We start from the raw sequence: 17837 nt of genomic DNA on the forward strand, positions 1-17837 counted from the left end.
CTTGGCCCTCGCTGCCGCCCTGGCCGCTGCTGCCGCCTTGGCCCTCGCTGCCGCCCTGGCCGCTGCTGCCGCCTTGGCCTGCTATGGCGGAAGCCATGCCATTAGCTCCCCAGCTTGGCGGAGCAGTTATTCCCTGAGCCCGCATTTGCTCGGCCAGCTGCATGCCCGATTGCGCTAGCTGAGCACTCGACTGCTGCAGCTGCGCCATAAGCTCACGGGCCGACTGCTGCTTGGCCAGCTGCTCTTCCAAGGCTTGCATTAACTCTTCTTGCTGCTGTTCATTAAGTCCTCCGCCGCCCTGTTGAAGCTGTTCAGCCAGCTGCTCCAAAGCCTCTTGGACCGACTCCATCAGCTCTTCCGGGGCTTCTCCCAGGCTTTGCTCCAATTGCTGGGCGAGCTGATCGCGCTCCGCTTCGCTCATCTCGCCGACAGCCTCCATGAGCTGCTCAACCGCTTCTGTCAGCAAAGCGGAGTCCTCCTGCTGCATCGCCTGAGCCAGCTGTTCCATAGGCAGGCTTTGCTGCAGCTCGTTTAACCAGCTTTCCAGACGCTCTTGCCGCTGGAGGGCTTCTTGATTCAATGCCTGCGCATTTTTTAACACCTGCTCCATTTGATCCAAAACTTCACGCGCATTGCTGGCCTGCTGCAATTCCTCGGCCAGCTTTTCCAATTGCTCCTCCATAGAACGGGCTGCTGGATCAATGGATGCAGCTTCCGCCCATTCCTCCCTCTGTTCCTCCACCCGCTGCTGTTGTTCCTTTATCCATTCCCGTTCCCGGCTGTGTGCTTCTACCCATTCATCCATCGGATTGGGGACCAGCATTAGCCCGACGAGAACCAGCAGGGCGACTGCATTGGCAGTCCAAAGCTTCTTGTCAAAGCGATAAGGCAGCTTCTCCTTTAAATGCTTGACATATTGCTGGCCGTAAGCCAATGCATCCTCTCGCTGCAGCTGGGCCATATGGGAAGACTGGCCGGCAAAGGATAGAGCAGTTACCATGCGCTCTTCCAACCCGCCCCTGTCCATAACTAACGCCGCTGTCGACCAATCGGTTTTCCGCCAGACGGCATACAAGAACGCACCGAGCACCGCCATGCAGATCCATAGTCCTATTCCGTACCGGTAACCGGCAATAGGCAGGAACAAACCCGCTAGTCCCCACAAGCATGCAGCGGTTAAGCCGATTAACAAACCGATTTGCAGTAATTTAATTATGCTTTGCTTCCATAAGCGGTCGCGTACAGGACGAATGATCTCATACAATTGACGGGGCTCCATCGGTTCACGCTCTCCTTTCCACTCTCGCAAACTTGTTGCTTTCTAGCGTTTCTACTGAATGATTCCTCCGCTCTACGGCTTTTCACCGTTCTTGTTAAGGCCGTCGCAAATAGCGAATGCTCAAGGCAATGGCTGCAGAGGTTACTACCGTATAGAAAACTAAAAAGATATGCCATAGCTGCAAATAAGGCACTCTATGATTAAATACGTCCCGGGAAAACTCGTCGTTAAGCAGGCTGATCAGTGCTCCCATCGGATTTACTCCGAGCAGCAAGCCCGGAATCAGTGAGTTTCCGCTTGTGATCGCGGCCCAGAATATGGCCAGCAAGCCGGTAACCCCGCAAATGACGAGTACATAGCCATATGTCAGGATGACGGCAAGCATTGTCTTTTTGAAGAGTGTAGACATTAAAACACCGACCGCTCCCAGCGATATCATCATAAACAGGTAGAAGAGAAAGACCGAAACCAACTGGCCAGGCGAAACTCCGCCAAACAAAAATACAATGCTATAAATCGGCAGTGTTGAAAGAATAATGAGCACCATAAAGCTAAGGGAGGAAATCAACTTGCTTATAATGATAGTCGTAGAGCTTTGCTGCGTAGTAAGCAAAATATTCAAGGTTTGCTTCTCCCGCTCACTGCTGATTACGCCCGCCGTCAATCCCGGAGTCATAAAGCAGATCAGCACCAGTTGTGCCCCGCTAATAAAATAAAATAATTCCTGGCTGCGCCGTGGATTAAATGCGTTGTATCCGTAATTGTTTGACGCTACATACATAAAGCCGAGAGCCAGCAGCGACATTGCCACCAAGTAAAACAGCATGGCTGCCGTGGATCGAACTGTACGCATCCGCAGCCTGAATTCCTTTTCCAACACTGGATTAATCAATTTCTGTCCCCAGTTCATGCCTGCACCCCTTTTGTAATCTCAAGGAAGACATCCTCAAGATTCGTTTCCTCTTCCTTGAAGGAGACGACTTTGTAGCCCATAGCAATCAATTTGCCCAGCAGCTCGGCCTGCTCCAGATCCTGGCCATTGAAATGCAGATGGATGCCCGTCTCATCATGCAGCACCATCGAAACAAACGGTTCATCCTTGAGTCGCTCCGCTACCTCTGCTTCGCGGTCAAGAATCCGTAAATGCAGGGTTCGGTTGGAACGAATATGGTTTTGAATCTCTCTCACTTTCCCTTTAGCTATCAATTTGCCATGTTCGATTACACCGATCTCGTCGACCATCTCTGCAAGCTCAGGTAGAATGTGGGAGGAAATAATGATCGTCTTGCCCATAGCCTTCAATTCCTTCAGAATCTCTCTCATTTCGATTCGCGCTCTAGGATCCATGCCGGAGGCCGGCTCATCCAGAATCAGAAGCTCAGGCTGATGGACCAGACAGCGCGCAAGACAAAGCCGCTGCTTCATACCGCGTGACAAGGAGTCCACGTAAAAGTCAGCTTTATCCGTCAAATTGACCAGTTCCAGCAGCTGGGGGATCAGCTTTTGTCTTTCCGCTCTCGGAATCCCGTAGCTTGCTCCATAAAAATCCAGATATTCCGTTGTCTTGAAGTGGTCATATACCCCAAAGAAGTCAGGCATATACCCGATAAGCTTGCGCACTTCTTTCGGCTTCTCCGTTACGTTATAGCCGCCTACTCTTGCTGTTCCAGAGGTAGGATGAAGCAGGGTGGCAAGAATGGACATGGTTGTTGATTTTCCCGCTCCGTTTGGTCCCACAAAACCGAAAACAACGCCAGGTGAAATGTCCATGCTCAAGTGGTCAACCGCTGTAAAATTTCCGTATTGTTTCGTTAATTCTTTTATTTCAATCATGGGTTCACCGTTCCTTTTATAACAAAATCGGGAAATCTTACATAGTTGCCATGGCTCAAGCTAAGGCGAATGATTAGGGTATTATTGTTCGTCAAATAGAAAGCAGACAGCTGCTCAAGGGAGTCTCCTGTAAGGATTTCTTCCCAGCTCTGACTTGCTTCGTTCCAAATTTCATAAGTTACCGAAGCATCGGTGTAAGCTTGAAAATTCTCAAGTCTCTCATACTGAACTCCGGATTCTCTCGGCAAGCGATAGCTCAGCACTACCTCGCCAGGTCCGAGGTCATAGGCAAATCCGTCTTTGTAATGAAGCTGCGTGCTGCCGAAATCAGGCATAGGGGTAATCGCTCCGGCGGGCAGATGAATTTGGCCATCTACCATATAGTCGTACTCAAGCGGCTGCACCCATAAAGAAACATCTTCGGAGTTTACCGTTTTTCCGTCTATTGTAAATGAGGACTGGTGCGTGACGGAGCTAAAGCCAAATACATAAGTGCCCGCAGGATTGAAGTTGTTCTTCGGATTTAGCAGGTATTCCTGAAGCAACGCCCGTTTTTGCCGGTTCTCATCACGATCACCCTGGTAAGGGAACATCATTTGGGCGATGTCCCAAACGTTGTTAAAACGTCCCGTTCCTGCTTGCGAAAGCTGAAAATCGACCGTTTCATTCTGGGATACCTTTCCTAACGAAATCACCTGCCCATTGTAGTACACATGTACCTGTTCCAGGGATTGATCCAATCCGCTAGTTAACCGTCCTGACAAAGTACTGGAATCCAAGGTATACTCCCAGTGCCCTGTGGCCTCATGGCTGCCTGTTTCATATTGAAGCTTGCGCACTGACCAGTAAGGCACTCCTTGGAATTTCAGATTAGTCGCATCCGGATTTTTTTCAATAACCAGATCGGCGCTGCCCCGCAGTTCTGTGGATCCCCCGTGATTGACTTGAAGCGGTGAAGCATAGTAAGAGCCCGGCAGAGACACATTAAAGCTGCCTCCGTTCGGGACAAATACAGCTGCAACGCTGGAGCGGTACGCGGATCCTTGACCGTCAAGCTGAATGGTATGAAAGCTCTGTGTCATAATAGAGCCTCTACCTGAAGCTCCTACGCCATAAATAGCCGCGCTGCTGATGATGGCGATGAGAGGGATGGCAACCCAGGCCCATTCCCTGCGATCCATCTTCTTCAAAACCATGTAGAGAAGCGGTCCGATAATGACGGCGTATACAAGCATGACAAGAAGCAGCAAAGCAACCGATGGCGGAGTAAGAGAACGGAAATGCTCCAGGGCATCATTCAATTCCCAGCTGAACCCGCGGTTTCCTTGGTTAGCCGCCGCAAGTGAAAAGCTCAGCTCATCAAACAACAGCGTTTCCCATAAATCTGCATTTCCGCTCCAGGACGCTACTGGTTGAAGCGAAAGATCATAAGCTGCATACAGCACTTTACCCAAACCTCTATCCGCTTGTACAAATAGTGGTATATCCTGCTCAAGCAGCACAGCTCTGCCATCCACTATTACCGCTTCAGACAAGGTGAAAGGCTGATTAAAGACAAGCTCCCTCGCTGAGGCTTGCTCCAGTGCCGTCAAATTGGTAACGCTTCGGGTTTGACTATAGCTCACCGGCGAAAGTGCTGCGAATGGCTCTGCTGTTTTCGGATAAGCGGCTCCCCCGGCCAAGATAAGGGTCCCGCCGACATTCACCCAGCCGGTAATGGCGTCCACCTGTTCCTGGGTAAACAGCCCTGCATCTATGTCATTAAGAACCAGAACATCCAAGCCATCGAGAAGAATCGCTTCCCCGGGAATGTCCTCTATAGATAAGGGAAAATTTCTTACCTGGTACCCTCTCTGATTTAGGAAGGCCAGAAAATTTAATGTATCCGCATCCCGGGACACGACTCCGACCTGCATAGTTGTTTCCGTGACGGCATCGGTTTGCAAAATTAAAGGTTCGTTGGCAATCGGGACGCTTTTCCCCCTGGCCACCGACTGCTCGTAAAATTCAACTTTGTTATTTTTAGAATTCAGCAGCTCTCCTGGAAGTTCAATGGTGACCACCTTGGTCGTTTGACTCGGAAGATCGACCTTGGCTGAATAGATCGTGTCCTTGTCGGAAGACGAAGACACATGAACGGCCAGTTCCCCAGTCAAATCTGATCCCGGATTGGTGATGGTGAATTGTACCGGATACCACTTGAACGGCTTGATTTTGCCGTCCCAACCGGTCTGCACCGAAATTTGCAAAGGTTCGGATTGTGCGTAAGCATTCTGCTTTGCTGGAAATCCGGCTGTAATCATAAGTAGAATGATCATATTGAGAAGGATAATATTTTGCAGCTTGCTGATTCGATTAATTCCTAACAAATTCGGCTCTCCCCTTTGTTTGCCTTGTCTCTATCATCCAACCGTTAACTTGGTTTTGGGTAGTTATCGGCAGGTGGCGTACCATTGCTCCCGCTACTATGATGTCGTCCCGCCAGACAGGATACAAGAATTCGTATAGCTAGATAAAGTTTTACTTCTTCTAGATGAGTTTACTTCTTAAAGTATAGACGATTTATTTGTGAAAAAGTTTGTCAACTTTCAAATTTACTGTCAAGAAATCGCGAAATTACCCGAATTTAACCAAATAAAAAAACCGCCGGGTGGCGGTTGTCCAATAAAGTCACACACAATCATTTAACTCATATCAGCCCTCGCGTCATTACTTTTTACCGCATTTCTTAAGGGTATTCATTAAACGGGCCTTGCCCGATCGCGATTCTTTTTAATAAGCCCAACAAGCACGACGAGCAGGGCGAGGCCGATCGGCAGCACCCAGTTGATAGCTGCATTATCCAGATACAGTCCCAGCTTCCGGTCATTCAGCATCATTTCCCCCGCCGTATACCCGAGAATTCCGGCACCGAGGAAGATAAGCACCGGGTAACGATGCAGCAGATTCATCACCAGGGTGCTTCCCCAGATTATTATAGGAATACTTAGGCCAATTCCCAATACGATCAAAAGCAAATTCCCTTGTGCTTTAGCAGCAATAGCCAGTACATTATCCAGACTCATCACCAGATCTGCCATAATGATGGTAGTGACTGCTTTTCCCAAGGTTGCAGCCTGGGCAACATGCGCAGCCCCTTCGTCCTCCACCAGCAGCTTAACGGCTATCCACAGCAGCAGCAAGGAGCCGATCGCCTGTATATAGGCCAGCTGCAGAATCGCCACTGCAATGACCGTGAGGACCAGCCGCAGCGCAATAGCACCGAAAGCCCCCCACCAGACTGCTTTCTTTCTTTGTTCTGGGGGCAAATTTTTGCTGGCCATGGCAATAACAACGGCATTGTCTCCACTTAAGACAATATTGATGAGCATAATCTGCAGAAATAACACCAGGTAGTCCAGCATCAGCTGCCTCCTATCGCGTGAGAGCTTGTACTAAAACCGCCACAATTGTTGCTGCGTAATAGAGGATTCAACCTAACTGCGGCCGGTCTCTTAAAAGACAAGCCAGGTTGACCACTACTATCATTGTACAGCAGGTTAATTAAAAATATTCTTCGAACTTGCTCTCGTCACGGTCAGACAGCTCAATCAACTGAGCAGAAGATACGGCCCGCTCAATTTCTTCATCCAGCCATTCCAACGATTGCTCTACCTTCTCCACGCGCGACAGATCCGGGTTGATACTGGGGGATTTGGGAACGAACAGTGTGCAGCAATCTTCATATGGCTGGATCGATGTTTCGTAAGTGCCAATTGTTTCCGCTTGGCGGATGATTTCCTGCTTGTCCATCGTAATTAACGGACGCAATAACGGCATGTCAGTGGCTCTTCCAATGACATCCATACTCGCCAGCGTTTGGCTCGCCACCTGGCCAAGGCTTTCTCCTGTTACAATTCCAGACGCTTTGCGTTTCACCGCCAGCTTGCTGCATATTCTAAGCATGGCCCTGCGCATGAGAGTAATGAGCAGCTGCTCATCGGCTCCCTTCAACAGCCGGGTCTGTATCTCTGTGAAGGTCACCATGTGCAGGTTCATGGATCCGCTGTATACCGAGAGAATTTTAGTGAGATCGATAACTTTTTGCTGGGCCCTTTCGCTCGTATAGGGATAGCTGTGAAAGTGAACCGCCTCGAGCTCAAGTCCTTTGCGCAAGGCGTACCATCCGGCTACCGGGCTATCGATGCCTCCGGACAGCATAAGCATAGCCTTTCCGTTGCTGCCTTTGGGATAACCTCCTCCGCCCTGTTCAACCTCCGTGAAGATCAGGGCATACTCCCGGCGAATATCCAGCCTGACCTCGTATTGCGGCTGATGCACATCCACCTTAAGCTGGTCGAATGCCTGCAGCAAAAACCCGCCCACCAGATAACCCAATTGTTGGGAATCATAGGGAAATTCCTTATTAGCCCGGTTAGCAGACACTTTAAAAGTAACTTGAGATGACTCTGCTAACAGCGGCTGCATCATCTGCCGGGCTGTGTCCTGGATTCGCTGTAAGTCTAACGGACTCCTGTAAGCCGGACTAAAGCTCACAATTCCAAACACCTTCTTGAGCTCGTTGGCCACCTGGGTATAGGGTTCATTATTCAATTGGATATAGATTCTGCCGTATTCCTCCTCCAACTGCAGTCCGGGAAAAGGTTTAAGCACAGCTTGCAAACGATCGCGAACGGACCGCAAGAAGCGATGACGGTTTTTGCGCTTAAGCATTAGTTCGCCTAAACGGATAATGACGAGATCCGGGTTCATATATATTTCTCCTTCTTAAGACAAGCTGGGCTTGCCAGGTCGGTTATGGACAGCCTTAGGCCTTCCGCAATTTCTGTAATATCTGCTGCAAACAGTCAATGAATGAAATCAACTGCTCTTCTGAATGCTCTGCACTGAAACTAATTCTGAGCCCACTTTCTGCTTGCTCATGGCCCATTCCCATGGCGAGGAGAACTCTGCTGGGCTTCTGCTGCCTGGATGAGCAGGCTGAACGCGCGGATATATAAATTTCGTGTTTTTCGAGTGCATGAATAATCGTCTCAGCCTTGAAACCGGGACAGGTAACATGAACGATGTGCGGAGCTTGCCAGGTTTCGGCAATGCTCTCCTCCGTGCAGCCTGTCAAAACAACCTCCTCAATTCCGGCCAACCCCCGCATCAGCAGCCGGCGCAAGGAATACATTTTGTCAGCTGAGCAGGCCTGAGCGTCTATAGCGATTCTTACCGCTTTAGCCATGCCGACGATTAACGGTACATTTTCCGTCCCGGGCCGGCTCCCAAGCTCTTGATCTCCCCCATGCTGCAGTGGATAGAGAGCAATTCCGTGTCGTTTAAATAAAAAACCTGCACCTTTGGGGCCGCGAATCTTATGCGCGGAGCCGGTAACCAGATCAGCTTCTAAAGCATGCAAATTGACTGGCAGCTTGCCAATGCTTTGTACAGCATCAACATGAAAAAGCACTTTAGGATATCGCTTTAAACGTTTACCAATTTCCTCTACAGGCTGGATCGCTCCCGTTTCATTATTGACATGCATGACGCTCACCAAGATCGTATCTTCACGTACCGCAGCGAGCACATCCTGAGCCGTAACCCGGCCCTGCCGGTCAACAGGAAGATAGGTCACCTCGAAGCCGCTCTTTTCCAAATGAACCGCCGCTTCATAGACAGAAGCATGTTCGGTTTGCACCGTAATGATGTGCTTGCCCCGATTTTGGTACTGCAAAGCTGTCCCCAAGAGGGCCAAATTGTTTCCCTCTGTACCGCCTGAAGTGAAAATCAGCTCTTCGGGCTGACAGAACAGCCGCGATGCAATGACTTGTCTGGCCTGCTTTAATAAGTGCTCCGCTTCCATACCAAGCCGATGAAGAGATGACGGGTTGCCGTAATGGCGTTTCATTACGGTTGAAATCGTATCTATGACTTCCGGATGAACCGGAGAAGTTGCGGCATAATCCAAATATAGCACGATTTAGAGCCTCCCTGTTATGAGCATGTCCCTGTAACGGAAAAAGAAGAAAAGGACCTTGTCGGGTCTTTTCTTCTTTTGGGTAAGCTATATGCTTAAGGCCTGCTTGAATTCAAGTACCTTGGCAACATAATTTCTGGTCTCTTGAGGCAGCTGCATAAACTGCTGCTGCAAACCGAGTTCATCCGTTATCCCTAAACGGCTTATACGGCCCGGGCCTGCGTTGTAAGCGGCTAAAGCTACCGGGATCGAGCCATCGAAACGTTCGAGCAATTGTGCTAAATACCGCGTACCGCCGTTAATGTTCTGCTGCGGATCAAAGGAATCGGTTACGCCGAGACTCCGTGCAGTATTGTCCATTAGCTGCATTAATCCTTTAGCTCCTGCGGGCGATTGGGCCAACGGATTGAATGAGGATTCCGCTTGAATGACGGCCTTGATCAAGGATGATTCAACCCCGAATCGCATAGAGGCCTGCTCAATCAACGGCTCATATGTAATCGCCTGACTAAGAGCCGGATGCAGAGCAGTCGCTTTCTTCATTGCCGGCAAGCTGTGTACCGCTGCATCCTGAGTGACATCGGTAAAAGTACGCTCTTGGGCATTATGCAGCAAATAATCAAATAAACCTGTTGAGCCTGTGCCCCCAACCGTTAACGATTGCCCCTCATACAATTGAAGCTGCAGCATCTGCTGCATTACTCTCGGATCAATGTTGGAAATCACGTTAGGTCCCCCATTCCCGCTGAGTCCATCAAGCTTGCTTGCCAGGGATTCAGCGATTCGTTACCTCAGCATTTTGCACGAACTCCGCTATAAGATAATTACTGTCAAAATATGGAGCAAACATGATCTCAATTATGCAAAATGCTCACCTATATATATCGTAAAAAGAACAGAAATTATTTAGCTTATCCAAACCAAAAGAATAGTATCATTGTACACTTTTTTTTGAAAATGATCCATATGTGCACTTCTAGGACGAAATTCGCCCCTTTTTTATGAAATAATAGATCAATAACCCGGCTTTCCCACCGGGTTATTGATAGTTGCTTCATGTTAATAATAAGGACTAAGAAATAAAGCGACAAACAAGCTAATTGCACCAAGAACCATTGCCCAGACGCCTAAAGTCCGACTGCCCTGAATATAAGCAATGAAGCCGACGATTGCACCGGCAGGTCCAAGCAGCCCCGGTAAAACAAATAATGAAAGAATGGAGATGACCAGCGCTGTCCAGCCAAACCAACGAGCAACCGATCGCTCCGGATATTCCCTGTGCACTTCCTGATTGTCCGCGGCCTCATGCTCGCGGGCCATCACGGGAACTTGAGTGAGATCTGCTGCCAGCTCCGTATCCCGCTCAGTTTCTTTCCGCGCGGGCTCCGGTTTAACAGCACGATCATGCTTTTGACGGTGATTTTGCCTATTTGACTGTTTACTCATTGTCCGCTTACCTCCGCTACCAAGAATTACTTCTTTTTAAACGTATGACAGCACGTTTCTTGAACTTGGGAAGCTTGATCCTGATGAGTAGAGCTAAACGATTCACCGGCAAACTCTTCTTTAAAATCCGCCTTCGCATGCTTGTCAATTTCGATCATGATCAGATCAGCAGCACAGTTGTTTCCTTCTGACCAGTAACTGCAGTTAGATACGCTGCATTTGACTTGCGGCATAATATCACCCCCCATGTACATTTTGCCCTGGAGATCGCGGGCTATCCGTGGCAAATATGGGGGGGGGCAACAGCTAACGGTTAAACCACGGGCTTGACCAAATGTTGTGCAGCAGTACGACTATCTGCGCTCTTGTCGCCTGAGCGCGCGGCGCCAGCTCGGCAGCAGTCATTCCGTTCATAATTCCGAGATCTACATTAATGGCAACAGCATTCCTAGCCCACCAGCTTATTTGGTCCACATCTGCGAAAGGGGACAAGGCAATCTGTTCTTCACTTGCTGATAAAGAGGTGTTAACGCCTATTTGTTGGCGCAGCATTCTTTCCAGAATGACGGCCACTTCTTCCCTGCTGATGTTAGCGTTCGGGCGGAACTCTCCCGTATCGTAGCCTTCAATTAACCGGTTATCCGCACCAGTTATGACAGCCTCATAATACCAGTGCTGTAGATCTACATCGTTAAAGCTGCTGTAGGCCGGTGATTTTTCAAGGCCCAGCATTGCCACAAGCAGCGTTATGAATTCAGCACGGGTAATGGTTTGGTTCGGACGGAATGTCCCGTCCTCATACCCTTGAATAACTCCATGTGATGTCAAAAAGTTAATCGATTCGAAGGCCCAATGACCGGTTGTATCGGAAAACAGACGGGGGGAGGTTGGTTCCGGGGCTCCGGCGCTGGCTGGCTTCATCAAGGCAACCCGTGATTGTCCGGTAACAACGAACTGTTTGGCCCCGTTGACCATATCACTCGGCAGAGGCTGCCAGCCCAGTTGCTCTTGATAACGGTAGACTTGAATAGACTCTAATTCCCCGTGGCTCCAACCGGAACGAAGACTTACCGTTCCTGAAATTTCCGGCGAAATACGCTCGGCTCCCGTTTCGTCCAGCGCCATGAGCTTTATTCCATATGGCGTGGAATACGCTGTGAAGCCGGCAGGTACAGAGCCAACGGAGTCGTCCTGCCTGTCGAGCCTGACAATTAAGCCGTTGCTCCCCATTGCGGCCGGATTTAATTGGATTGAAACTTCCTCTGTTTCCACATAAATCCCTTTATTATGGGTCCCCAAATACTCCACCAAAGTATCACTCAGCATGACATAGTTAGGGTTATTCCATTCCGCTTCATCTCCTATTTGAAACCGTATATTATTATAATTGTTTTCAGTTAAGACGCTTTTAAGCTTATTATAGGAGACGAATGCTTCGTTTTTTGATGGAATCGGAACAATCAGATCCCCATTTGCCGCATAGGGACGCAAAAAACCGGTCTCCTGTTCAGGATCGCCCCTATGAATCCAGAACGTGTAGGTTTTGCTGTTGGAACTGTAGGGAGACTCTACTTTCAGCTCCAACTTGTTATCTCCGACAACTAACGGGAACGGATCAGACAATTCTTTATTCAACAGCAGTTTCCCATTTAATGTAATAGCGTTGGCGCCGGTTGCGGTCACCATCATTTGTATTTCGTTCAGGCCCGAGCTTACCGTCGCATAATAATAATCCATCAAATTAGTAAACGCCGGGTTGTAAGAAACTCCCGGAATAACTACACTCGAGATATCAAACTGCTCTGCCGAATAATCTCCCCGCGAGATGGTGAAGGTATAGGTGCGAACTGCTCTTCCATCATTAGGAACTACCTCTACAGCAAATGTATTATTTCCATAAGCTAATGCCAGCTTCAATTCCTGGCCGCTAGGCCGGGAAATGCCATTCACTCTCAGGCGGGCATTGGATGCAATCACAGGAGTAAAAGTAAACGTACTCTCTGTCGTAAAGCCGCGATATACATATTCATTCGGTTGAAATGAACGGTCGAAGGTCACGCTGGCAGGTCCGATCGACAGCAAGCTGCCTGCACTTATCTCTTGGCCGGGATCCTTCTGTCCTTCTGCCAGACGAAGCACCGTTATGACGTATTTGCTGGCCTTCCCGCTATTGGGGGTTACATCGATCGCAACGGTATTAAGGCCAACCACTAGCGGCACCCAAAAAAATTCGCCATGGTTAACATCGAGTCCGCTTATCTTTACCGAAACCCTGGACGGATTGTATAGCGGACTAAGCCGAAACGAGGTTTGCTCGTAATCAGCCACTGCAAAATAGTCTGTCACCCTGGAATCAAAGGTTCTGTCCAAGGTTACTCCATCGACTAACAGCGAGCTAAGGACAGCCCGGGCATCTCCAATCTGGCCGCCATGGTTTCCGTTTTGGCCTCCCCCAGCCCCAGAATCATCTGTAAATTCATGAGGAAAGCGATTGATTTTCAGCTTGTAGTAACGGATATCTCCACTCGTATTTCTAACTTCAATGAACGCCTGATTTTCCCCGACGTTGAGTGATAAAGGGTAATATTGACCGCTCATCACACTCTGCTCATTAATTTTGGCTGTAACACCTGAGGGAAAGGTAACGCGAATTCCGGTAGTGGAAATCGAATAGTCTACCGTTGAGTAGTAATCCAGCACATCGGGATCGAATGACCGGTGCAAGTCTCCGTGTTCAACCACTATGCTGGATAATACCGCATATTGGCGGCCGCCGCTTCCGTCATTATACCAACCTCCGCCGGGGTTAGTACCAGGGCTCCCCGGGGAGCCTGCTCCTGGCGTGCCTCCCCCGCTTGTAGTTAGACGAGTGACGTTTAAATAGTAAGTATTTTTGTTGCCATCCACCGATTCTGTATGGATTTCAATATCATTGTCTCCAATAGCAAGAGGAACTCTGTAGTAACTGCCGCTAGTCACCTGCTGGCCGCGGATCGTTACGGCACGAATGTGACTTCCATAGATCGGACTGATCCGGATTTCACTTACCTCCACACCTACTCTTGAATAATACTCGCTGATAGCGGGATCAAAATTGCGGTCCAAATGGGCGCCTTCCACAAGCAAATGGGCTAACTCGGCTTGCGTGGAAGAAGATCGGTGCAAAGCGATGGTATAAAATTTTTTTTCTCCACTTGCGGCCGCAACTTCAATGTTTAATGAAGTCACCTTATCAATAGGTACGGCGGTAGGAACACCGCTCGTTACCAATTGTTCATTCACTTTGATAGTAATCCCGCTATGATCGGGATGTGTCATTGCCGTTAGCTGAACGTAGGACAGGTTTCGTGGTATCTGGACACTGTACGATGTCACTTCCGGCTCAAAGGGGCGGTTCAAGGCTCCCGCATCGACCATAAGATTGACCAGGCCAATATTTTCACGAATAGCATTTATTGTATACAGCCTGGAACTGCCTTGCGGGTCCATGACGGAAATCGTTATGATGTTGCTTCCCACCTGAAGAGGAACCCGGGAATCGGCACCCTCACTCACCGTAACAGCTGCCCGGCTATCTTGGGGAACAGCATTGACCGTCAGCGATGATTGGCTGTAAGGAACATATACCGTGTAAAAATAAGTTTGCGGGCTGAAAGAAGGGGTAAGCGCATAGCCTTCCGCTGTCAACTGTCCCAGCGCTGTGCTGTACCCTGATGAATTGGCGCGGGCCACTTTACCGCCTGGAACCCCTCCCCACACCCCCACCAGAAGAGTGAAGCAAACCAGCAACGAAAGAAAAAATCGGAATTTCTTTATCTTTATCATCAATTCATTCTCTCCCCCAACCATTTCATGCATAAGTGCATGACCATGTTATTTACGTTAAGCACGAAAAAATCATACCTTTCCTTTATATCGGCTAAAAGTCTTCGGTTTAATAGGGGGAATCGGCAATCGATGAAGGAAATGAGGCCCAAAAGCCTATGTAACAAAAAAAGGCTGGCCAGCAATTGCTGGTCAGCCTTATTAGCCAAATTGGATAATATTCTATGCTATATCCGCGCCTTACTATTACAAGGGAAGACGTCCGGAATTATTGTAAATAATTAAGAGCTTTCCCCTTGCATTCTGCGCTGGGTAACATAATCGGTCTCATAATAAGACAACTCCTCGCGGAGTTCTTCGAAAATTTTGGAAAGGTAAATAGTCAGGTCTCTTACCGCACGGGTAGGTTTTTTGCGAAAGCGGATCGCATCCTGGCCTGTATACGCGTAACGACCGTCCTCAGAATAGCATTCATTCTTAGGATAGAAGAAATTATTAATGCAATTATGATAAACGTCAAACAGAACCTTCTCTGCGTATTCATGATTAAATGTCTGACGACGCAAGCTTACCCCAATTTTCTCGTAGCCGACTTCACAGAACACCAACAAGTGACGAGTGTCGGACAAGTAAGATTTATAGAATTCTTCCATTTCGGGATCATCTTCCGAGTTCAGCTGTTGTAAATTGTGAGCATTTAGAAAATTCTCCATTTCCGTAATCGCATCTTTAAGCTTATCACGGGTTGTTTCGCATAAATTTCTTACGTTAAATTTTGGCACAGTTAATTCCCTCCAGCATCGCAAACCATCTTTTATTTTGAGGCACCAAGGTATGTCTTTATCGTACCATAATTTTTCGGTGAACGGTACTCCTTAACTCCGCATATTTCCTCTTCCCTTTTCAAACCTTAATAAAGGACTTCCATTGCCTGATAACCAAAGCAGCAAAACCATTAAGCCTTCCAGTGACATCGGAAAAACCGGAATTCACCTGGTACATTAAGACAAAAGGAGCTGTTCACAAGTGAAAACAAAAACGGTCGCTCTTGTTCTGGTTATCGTCATGCTCGCTGTTTTTCCGCTCGGATGCCAGAACAATCAAGAAACCGCCCCCCTTACACCTGACCAGGAGTTAGCTCAAAAACATCAATTGGTCGCCCAGGATGTCCGGATGACGGAACAATTATCCCGTCAACATGCTCTTACCCAAATGGAGCTGACAGCAAAACACTTATCCTCAGTTGAACCGGCGGCTGTACAGGAAGAATTGAACAAGCTGCAAACCTTATATCCATCATTAATGGAAGTGGTCTGGTCTTCTGTAACCCAAAGGGACGGCCAGAGAGCAGCGAAGCCAGGACAGGATCCCGAAGTGCTGACCGCTCTAAATCCTTATATAAAGCAAGCTAAGCAGGAGACAGTGGCAGGAAGCACTTTTATCTCGGAGCCGCTGGTAATTAAAGATACTACTTACCGCATTCTTGGGGTTCCTGCTGATCAGGGACATTCTTTAGTCGCTGTGTTAAAACAAGATTATCTAAAAGATATCGAGGTCAAACAGAAGCAAAATTTACGGACGATTCCTTATCCTGCCGAGGGGAACTGGAAAATGGAGTCGGTAGAGGCCGGCACTTTACAGGAAAAGGATGTAATCGATCCGGATGAAAATGGCTATACCAGCCATTACAACATCAATGAGGTCGTCGTTAAATTTAAGCAAGCCCCTACACCGGAGCAAATGCAGCAGATCCAGCAGGATATTCAAGCTGTAGCCCAGCCGCAAAAGCTGCTGGATGAAACCTATGTATTTCAGTCCAATGCGATGGAAGCCAAGCAGTTAATAAGCTATTTCCAGAAATATGATATTTATTATGCGGAACCCCACTATTTGTATTTAACTAATACTCAACCAGGAAACGGCGGCGAATACCGGACACCTGCGGAGGAAACCGCGGATATCGTGCCCAATGACGAGCTTTATTCCCGCTACCAATGGAACCTGCCCATCATTGCCACTGAAGAGGGATGGCAGGTCGATCGGGGAAGTGATGATGTGACGATCGCGGTCATTGACACAGGTGTCGATATGAATCATCCCGACCTGAGAGACCGTCTGCTGCCTGGGTTAAATGTTGTCGCACAAAACAATAATCCGCAGGATGATGTCGGTCATGGCTCTCACGTTGCCGGTATTATCGCAGCCTCGACCAATAATGGCATTGGCGTAGCCGGTATGACCTGGTACAATTCGATACTCCCGGTCAAGGTGCTGGATGCGAGCGGCTCCGGCAGCACGTACGCGGTCGCTCAAGGCATTATCTGGGCAACAGACCGGGGAGCTAAGGTTATCAACCTTAGTCTAGGCAATTATGCGGATGCCCAATTTTTGCACGATGCAGTAAGGTATGCTTACGACCGGGATGTCGTGCTAATAGCCGCCAGCGGAAATGACAACACCAGTCAACCGGGCTATCCGGCTGCTTATCCGGAAGTGTTGGCCGTAGCGGCAACCGATTCGAGCAAGCGCCGCGCCTCATTTTCCAACTATGGAGATTATATTGACGTAGCTGCTCCCGGCGTCAGCATTGCCAGCACCTACACAGGCCAGCAATATGCCGCTCTCTCGGGAACGTCAATGGCCAGTCCTCATGTGGCTGCTCTGGCCGCTCTGATTCGTTCGGTGAACCCGCTGCTAACTAACACCGAGGTCATGGATATTATCCGATACTCGGCCGAGGATCTGGGGCCACAAGGCAAAGATGCACAATTTGGATATGGACAGATTGATGTGAATCAAGCTGTACAAATGGCATTGCAGGGACGTGAGTCTGCAGCTAACTGGCAGCAATGGCTGAAACGTAAAATCTTCCGGACAGAAAGCCAGTATTTGCCTTCACGATAGCCATATAAAAACAACCGTTTTGCAGATCAGTCTGATCACAAAACGGTTGTTCTATTTCATCATGGTGTCATTGTGTAAACGAATAAAAACAGATATGGAAAGTTTGCCATAAGCCGGGTTCTGTTCTTCCAGTGGTCCAAGCGGAATCTCTTCCTCCCACCATGAAGTGACAATCATCTATCTAGGCCGTCCATTGCTGAACGGCTCCTGCGACCAACCCGGACGCGCCTCGGGCTAAGGCTGAAAGCTCTAGGCTTTCCTGCGTCCCTCTTCGGTCTTGCTCCAGATGGGGTTTACCAGGACATAAGTCACCTTATCTCCTCGTGGTCTCTTACACCACGGTTCCACCCTTGCCTGTGCGCTAGCGGCCATCGGCGGTCCATTTCTGTGGCACTATCCTTCAGCTCGCGCTGACTGGACGTTATCCAGCATCCTGCCCTATGGAGCCCGGACTTTCCTCCCGCAGCGGGTTTCCCCTTGCTGCCGGCGATTGTCTGTCAAACTTCCCAGCTAATTATCATAGCATATTTCAATAATTTTATCAAGCATACCAGCCCGAAAGTTCACAGTAAATCTTGCCAGACGACA

The 17837-nt window shown here is 48.8% G+C and carries 12 protein-coding genes, 1 other RNA gene and 1 pseudogene; 1 reads left to right on the plus strand and 13 read right to left on the minus strand.

Features of this window, described 5'->3' with window-relative positions; all coding sequences use genetic code 11:
• The 12 genes and pseudogenes from PSHG_RS30840 to PSHG_RS04955 all read right to left on the minus strand — a co-directional run.
• A pseudogene (locus PSHG_RS30840) lies at positions 1–1279 on the minus strand (hypothetical protein); the annotation flags it as partial.
• Positions 1280–1373: 94 nt separating this feature from the next.
• Complete coding sequence (locus PSHG_RS04900) at positions 1374–2189, minus strand: ABC transporter permease (protein ID WP_010270193.1); 816 nt, start codon at positions 2187–2189, stop codon at positions 1374–1376.
• Positions 2186–3112: an ABC transporter ATP-binding protein gene (locus PSHG_RS04905; protein ID WP_010270195.1), complete on the minus strand. Its 927-nt coding sequence runs from the start codon at positions 3110–3112 to the stop codon at positions 2186–2188. The genes PSHG_RS04900 and PSHG_RS04905 overlap by 4 nt, the downstream gene beginning before the upstream one ends.
• The gene (locus tag PSHG_RS04910; protein ID WP_010270197.1) at positions 3109–5481 is read right to left on the minus strand and encodes a DUF7408 domain-containing protein; all 2373 of its coding nucleotides are present in this window, start codon (positions 5479–5481) and stop codon (positions 3109–3111) included. Before PSHG_RS04910 ends, PSHG_RS04905 begins: the two co-directional genes overlap by 4 nt.
• 372 nt (positions 5482–5853) lie before the next feature.
• Positions 5854–6516, minus strand: coding sequence for a TerC family protein (locus PSHG_RS04915; protein WP_010270200.1), 663 nt, complete (start codon positions 6514–6516; stop codon positions 5854–5856).
• Between the two features lie 139 nt (positions 6517–6655).
• Positions 6656–7864, minus strand: a complete 1209-nt coding sequence (thiI, locus tag PSHG_RS04920; protein WP_010270203.1) for a tRNA uracil 4-sulfurtransferase ThiI — start codon at positions 7862–7864, stop codon at positions 6656–6658.
• Positions 7865–7919: 55 nt separating this feature from the next.
• Positions 7920–9074: a cysteine desulfurase family protein gene (locus PSHG_RS04925; protein ID WP_010270205.1), complete on the minus strand. Its 1155-nt coding sequence runs from the start codon at positions 9072–9074 to the stop codon at positions 7920–7922.
• Between the two features lie 87 nt (positions 9075–9161).
• A complete protein-coding gene (locus PSHG_RS04930) occupies positions 9162–9800 on the minus strand; it encodes a lytic transglycosylase domain-containing protein (RefSeq protein WP_010270209.1) in 639 nt (212 codons plus the stop codon).
• Positions 9801–10133: 333 nt separating this feature from the next.
• Positions 10134–10520: an MFS transporter gene (locus PSHG_RS26610; RefSeq protein WP_010270211.1), complete on the minus strand. Its 387-nt coding sequence runs from the start codon at positions 10518–10520 to the stop codon at positions 10134–10136.
• Positions 10521–10546: 26 nt separating this feature from the next.
• Complete coding sequence (locus PSHG_RS04940; protein ID WP_010270214.1) at positions 10547–10753, minus strand: DUF1540 domain-containing protein; 207 nt, start codon at positions 10751–10753, stop codon at positions 10547–10549.
• Between the two features lie 73 nt (positions 10754–10826).
• Positions 10827–14345 (minus strand): cadherin-like beta sandwich domain-containing protein, encoded by a 3519-nt coding sequence (locus PSHG_RS04945; protein ID WP_010270216.1) that lies wholly within the window; start codon positions 14343–14345, stop codon positions 10827–10829.
• A 281-nt stretch (positions 14346–14626) separates the two neighbouring features.
• Complete coding sequence (locus PSHG_RS04955; protein ID WP_010270218.1) at positions 14627–15127, minus strand: YpuI family protein; 501 nt, start codon at positions 15125–15127, stop codon at positions 14627–14629.
• 244 nt (positions 15128–15371) lie between these two features.
• Between PSHG_RS04955 and PSHG_RS04960 the strand changes: the two genes are divergently transcribed.
• Complete coding sequence (locus tag PSHG_RS04960; protein WP_010270219.1) at positions 15372–17249, plus strand: S8 family peptidase; 1878 nt, start codon at positions 15372–15374, stop codon at positions 17247–17249.
• Positions 17250–17343: 94 nt separating this feature from the next.
• Here the strand turns inward: PSHG_RS04960 and rnpB are convergent.
• An RNA gene (gene rnpB / locus PSHG_RS29245) (RNase P RNA component class A) lies at positions 17344–17755 on the minus strand.
• Between the last annotated feature and the right edge of the window lie 82 nt (positions 17756–17837).

It is taken from the genome of Paenibacillus senegalensis JC66, from assembly GCF_000285515.1.
Classification (GTDB): domain Bacteria; phylum Bacillota; class Bacilli; order Paenibacillales; family NBRC-103111; genus Paenibacillus_L; species Paenibacillus_L senegalensis.

Excerpts from the sequence above, each read along its gene's own strand:
- PSHG_RS04900 (WP_010270193.1), bottom strand. The coding sequence starts at position 2,189 with ATGAACTGGGGACAGAAATTGATTAATCCAGTGTTGGAAAAGGAATTC.
- PSHG_RS04905 (WP_010270195.1), bottom strand. The coding sequence starts at position 3,112 with ATGATTGAAATAAAAGAATTAACGAAACAATACGGAAATTTTACAGCG.
- PSHG_RS04915 (WP_010270200.1), bottom strand. The coding sequence starts at position 6,516 with ATGCTGGACTACCTGGTGTTATTTCTGCAGATTATGCTCATCAATATT.
- thiI (WP_010270203.1), bottom strand. The coding sequence starts at position 7,864 with ATGAACCCGGATCTCGTCATTATCCGTTTAGGCGAACTAATGCTTAAG.
- PSHG_RS26610 (WP_010270211.1), bottom strand. The coding sequence starts at position 10,520 with ATGAGTAAACAGTCAAATAGGCAAAATCACCGTCAAAAGCATGATCGT.
- PSHG_RS04940 (WP_010270214.1), bottom strand. The coding sequence starts at position 10,753 with ATGCCGCAAGTCAAATGCAGCGTATCTAACTGCAGTTACTGGTCAGAA.
- PSHG_RS04945 (WP_010270216.1), bottom strand. The coding sequence starts at position 14,345 with ATGATAAAGATAAAGAAATTCCGATTTTTTCTTTCGTTGCTGGTTTGC.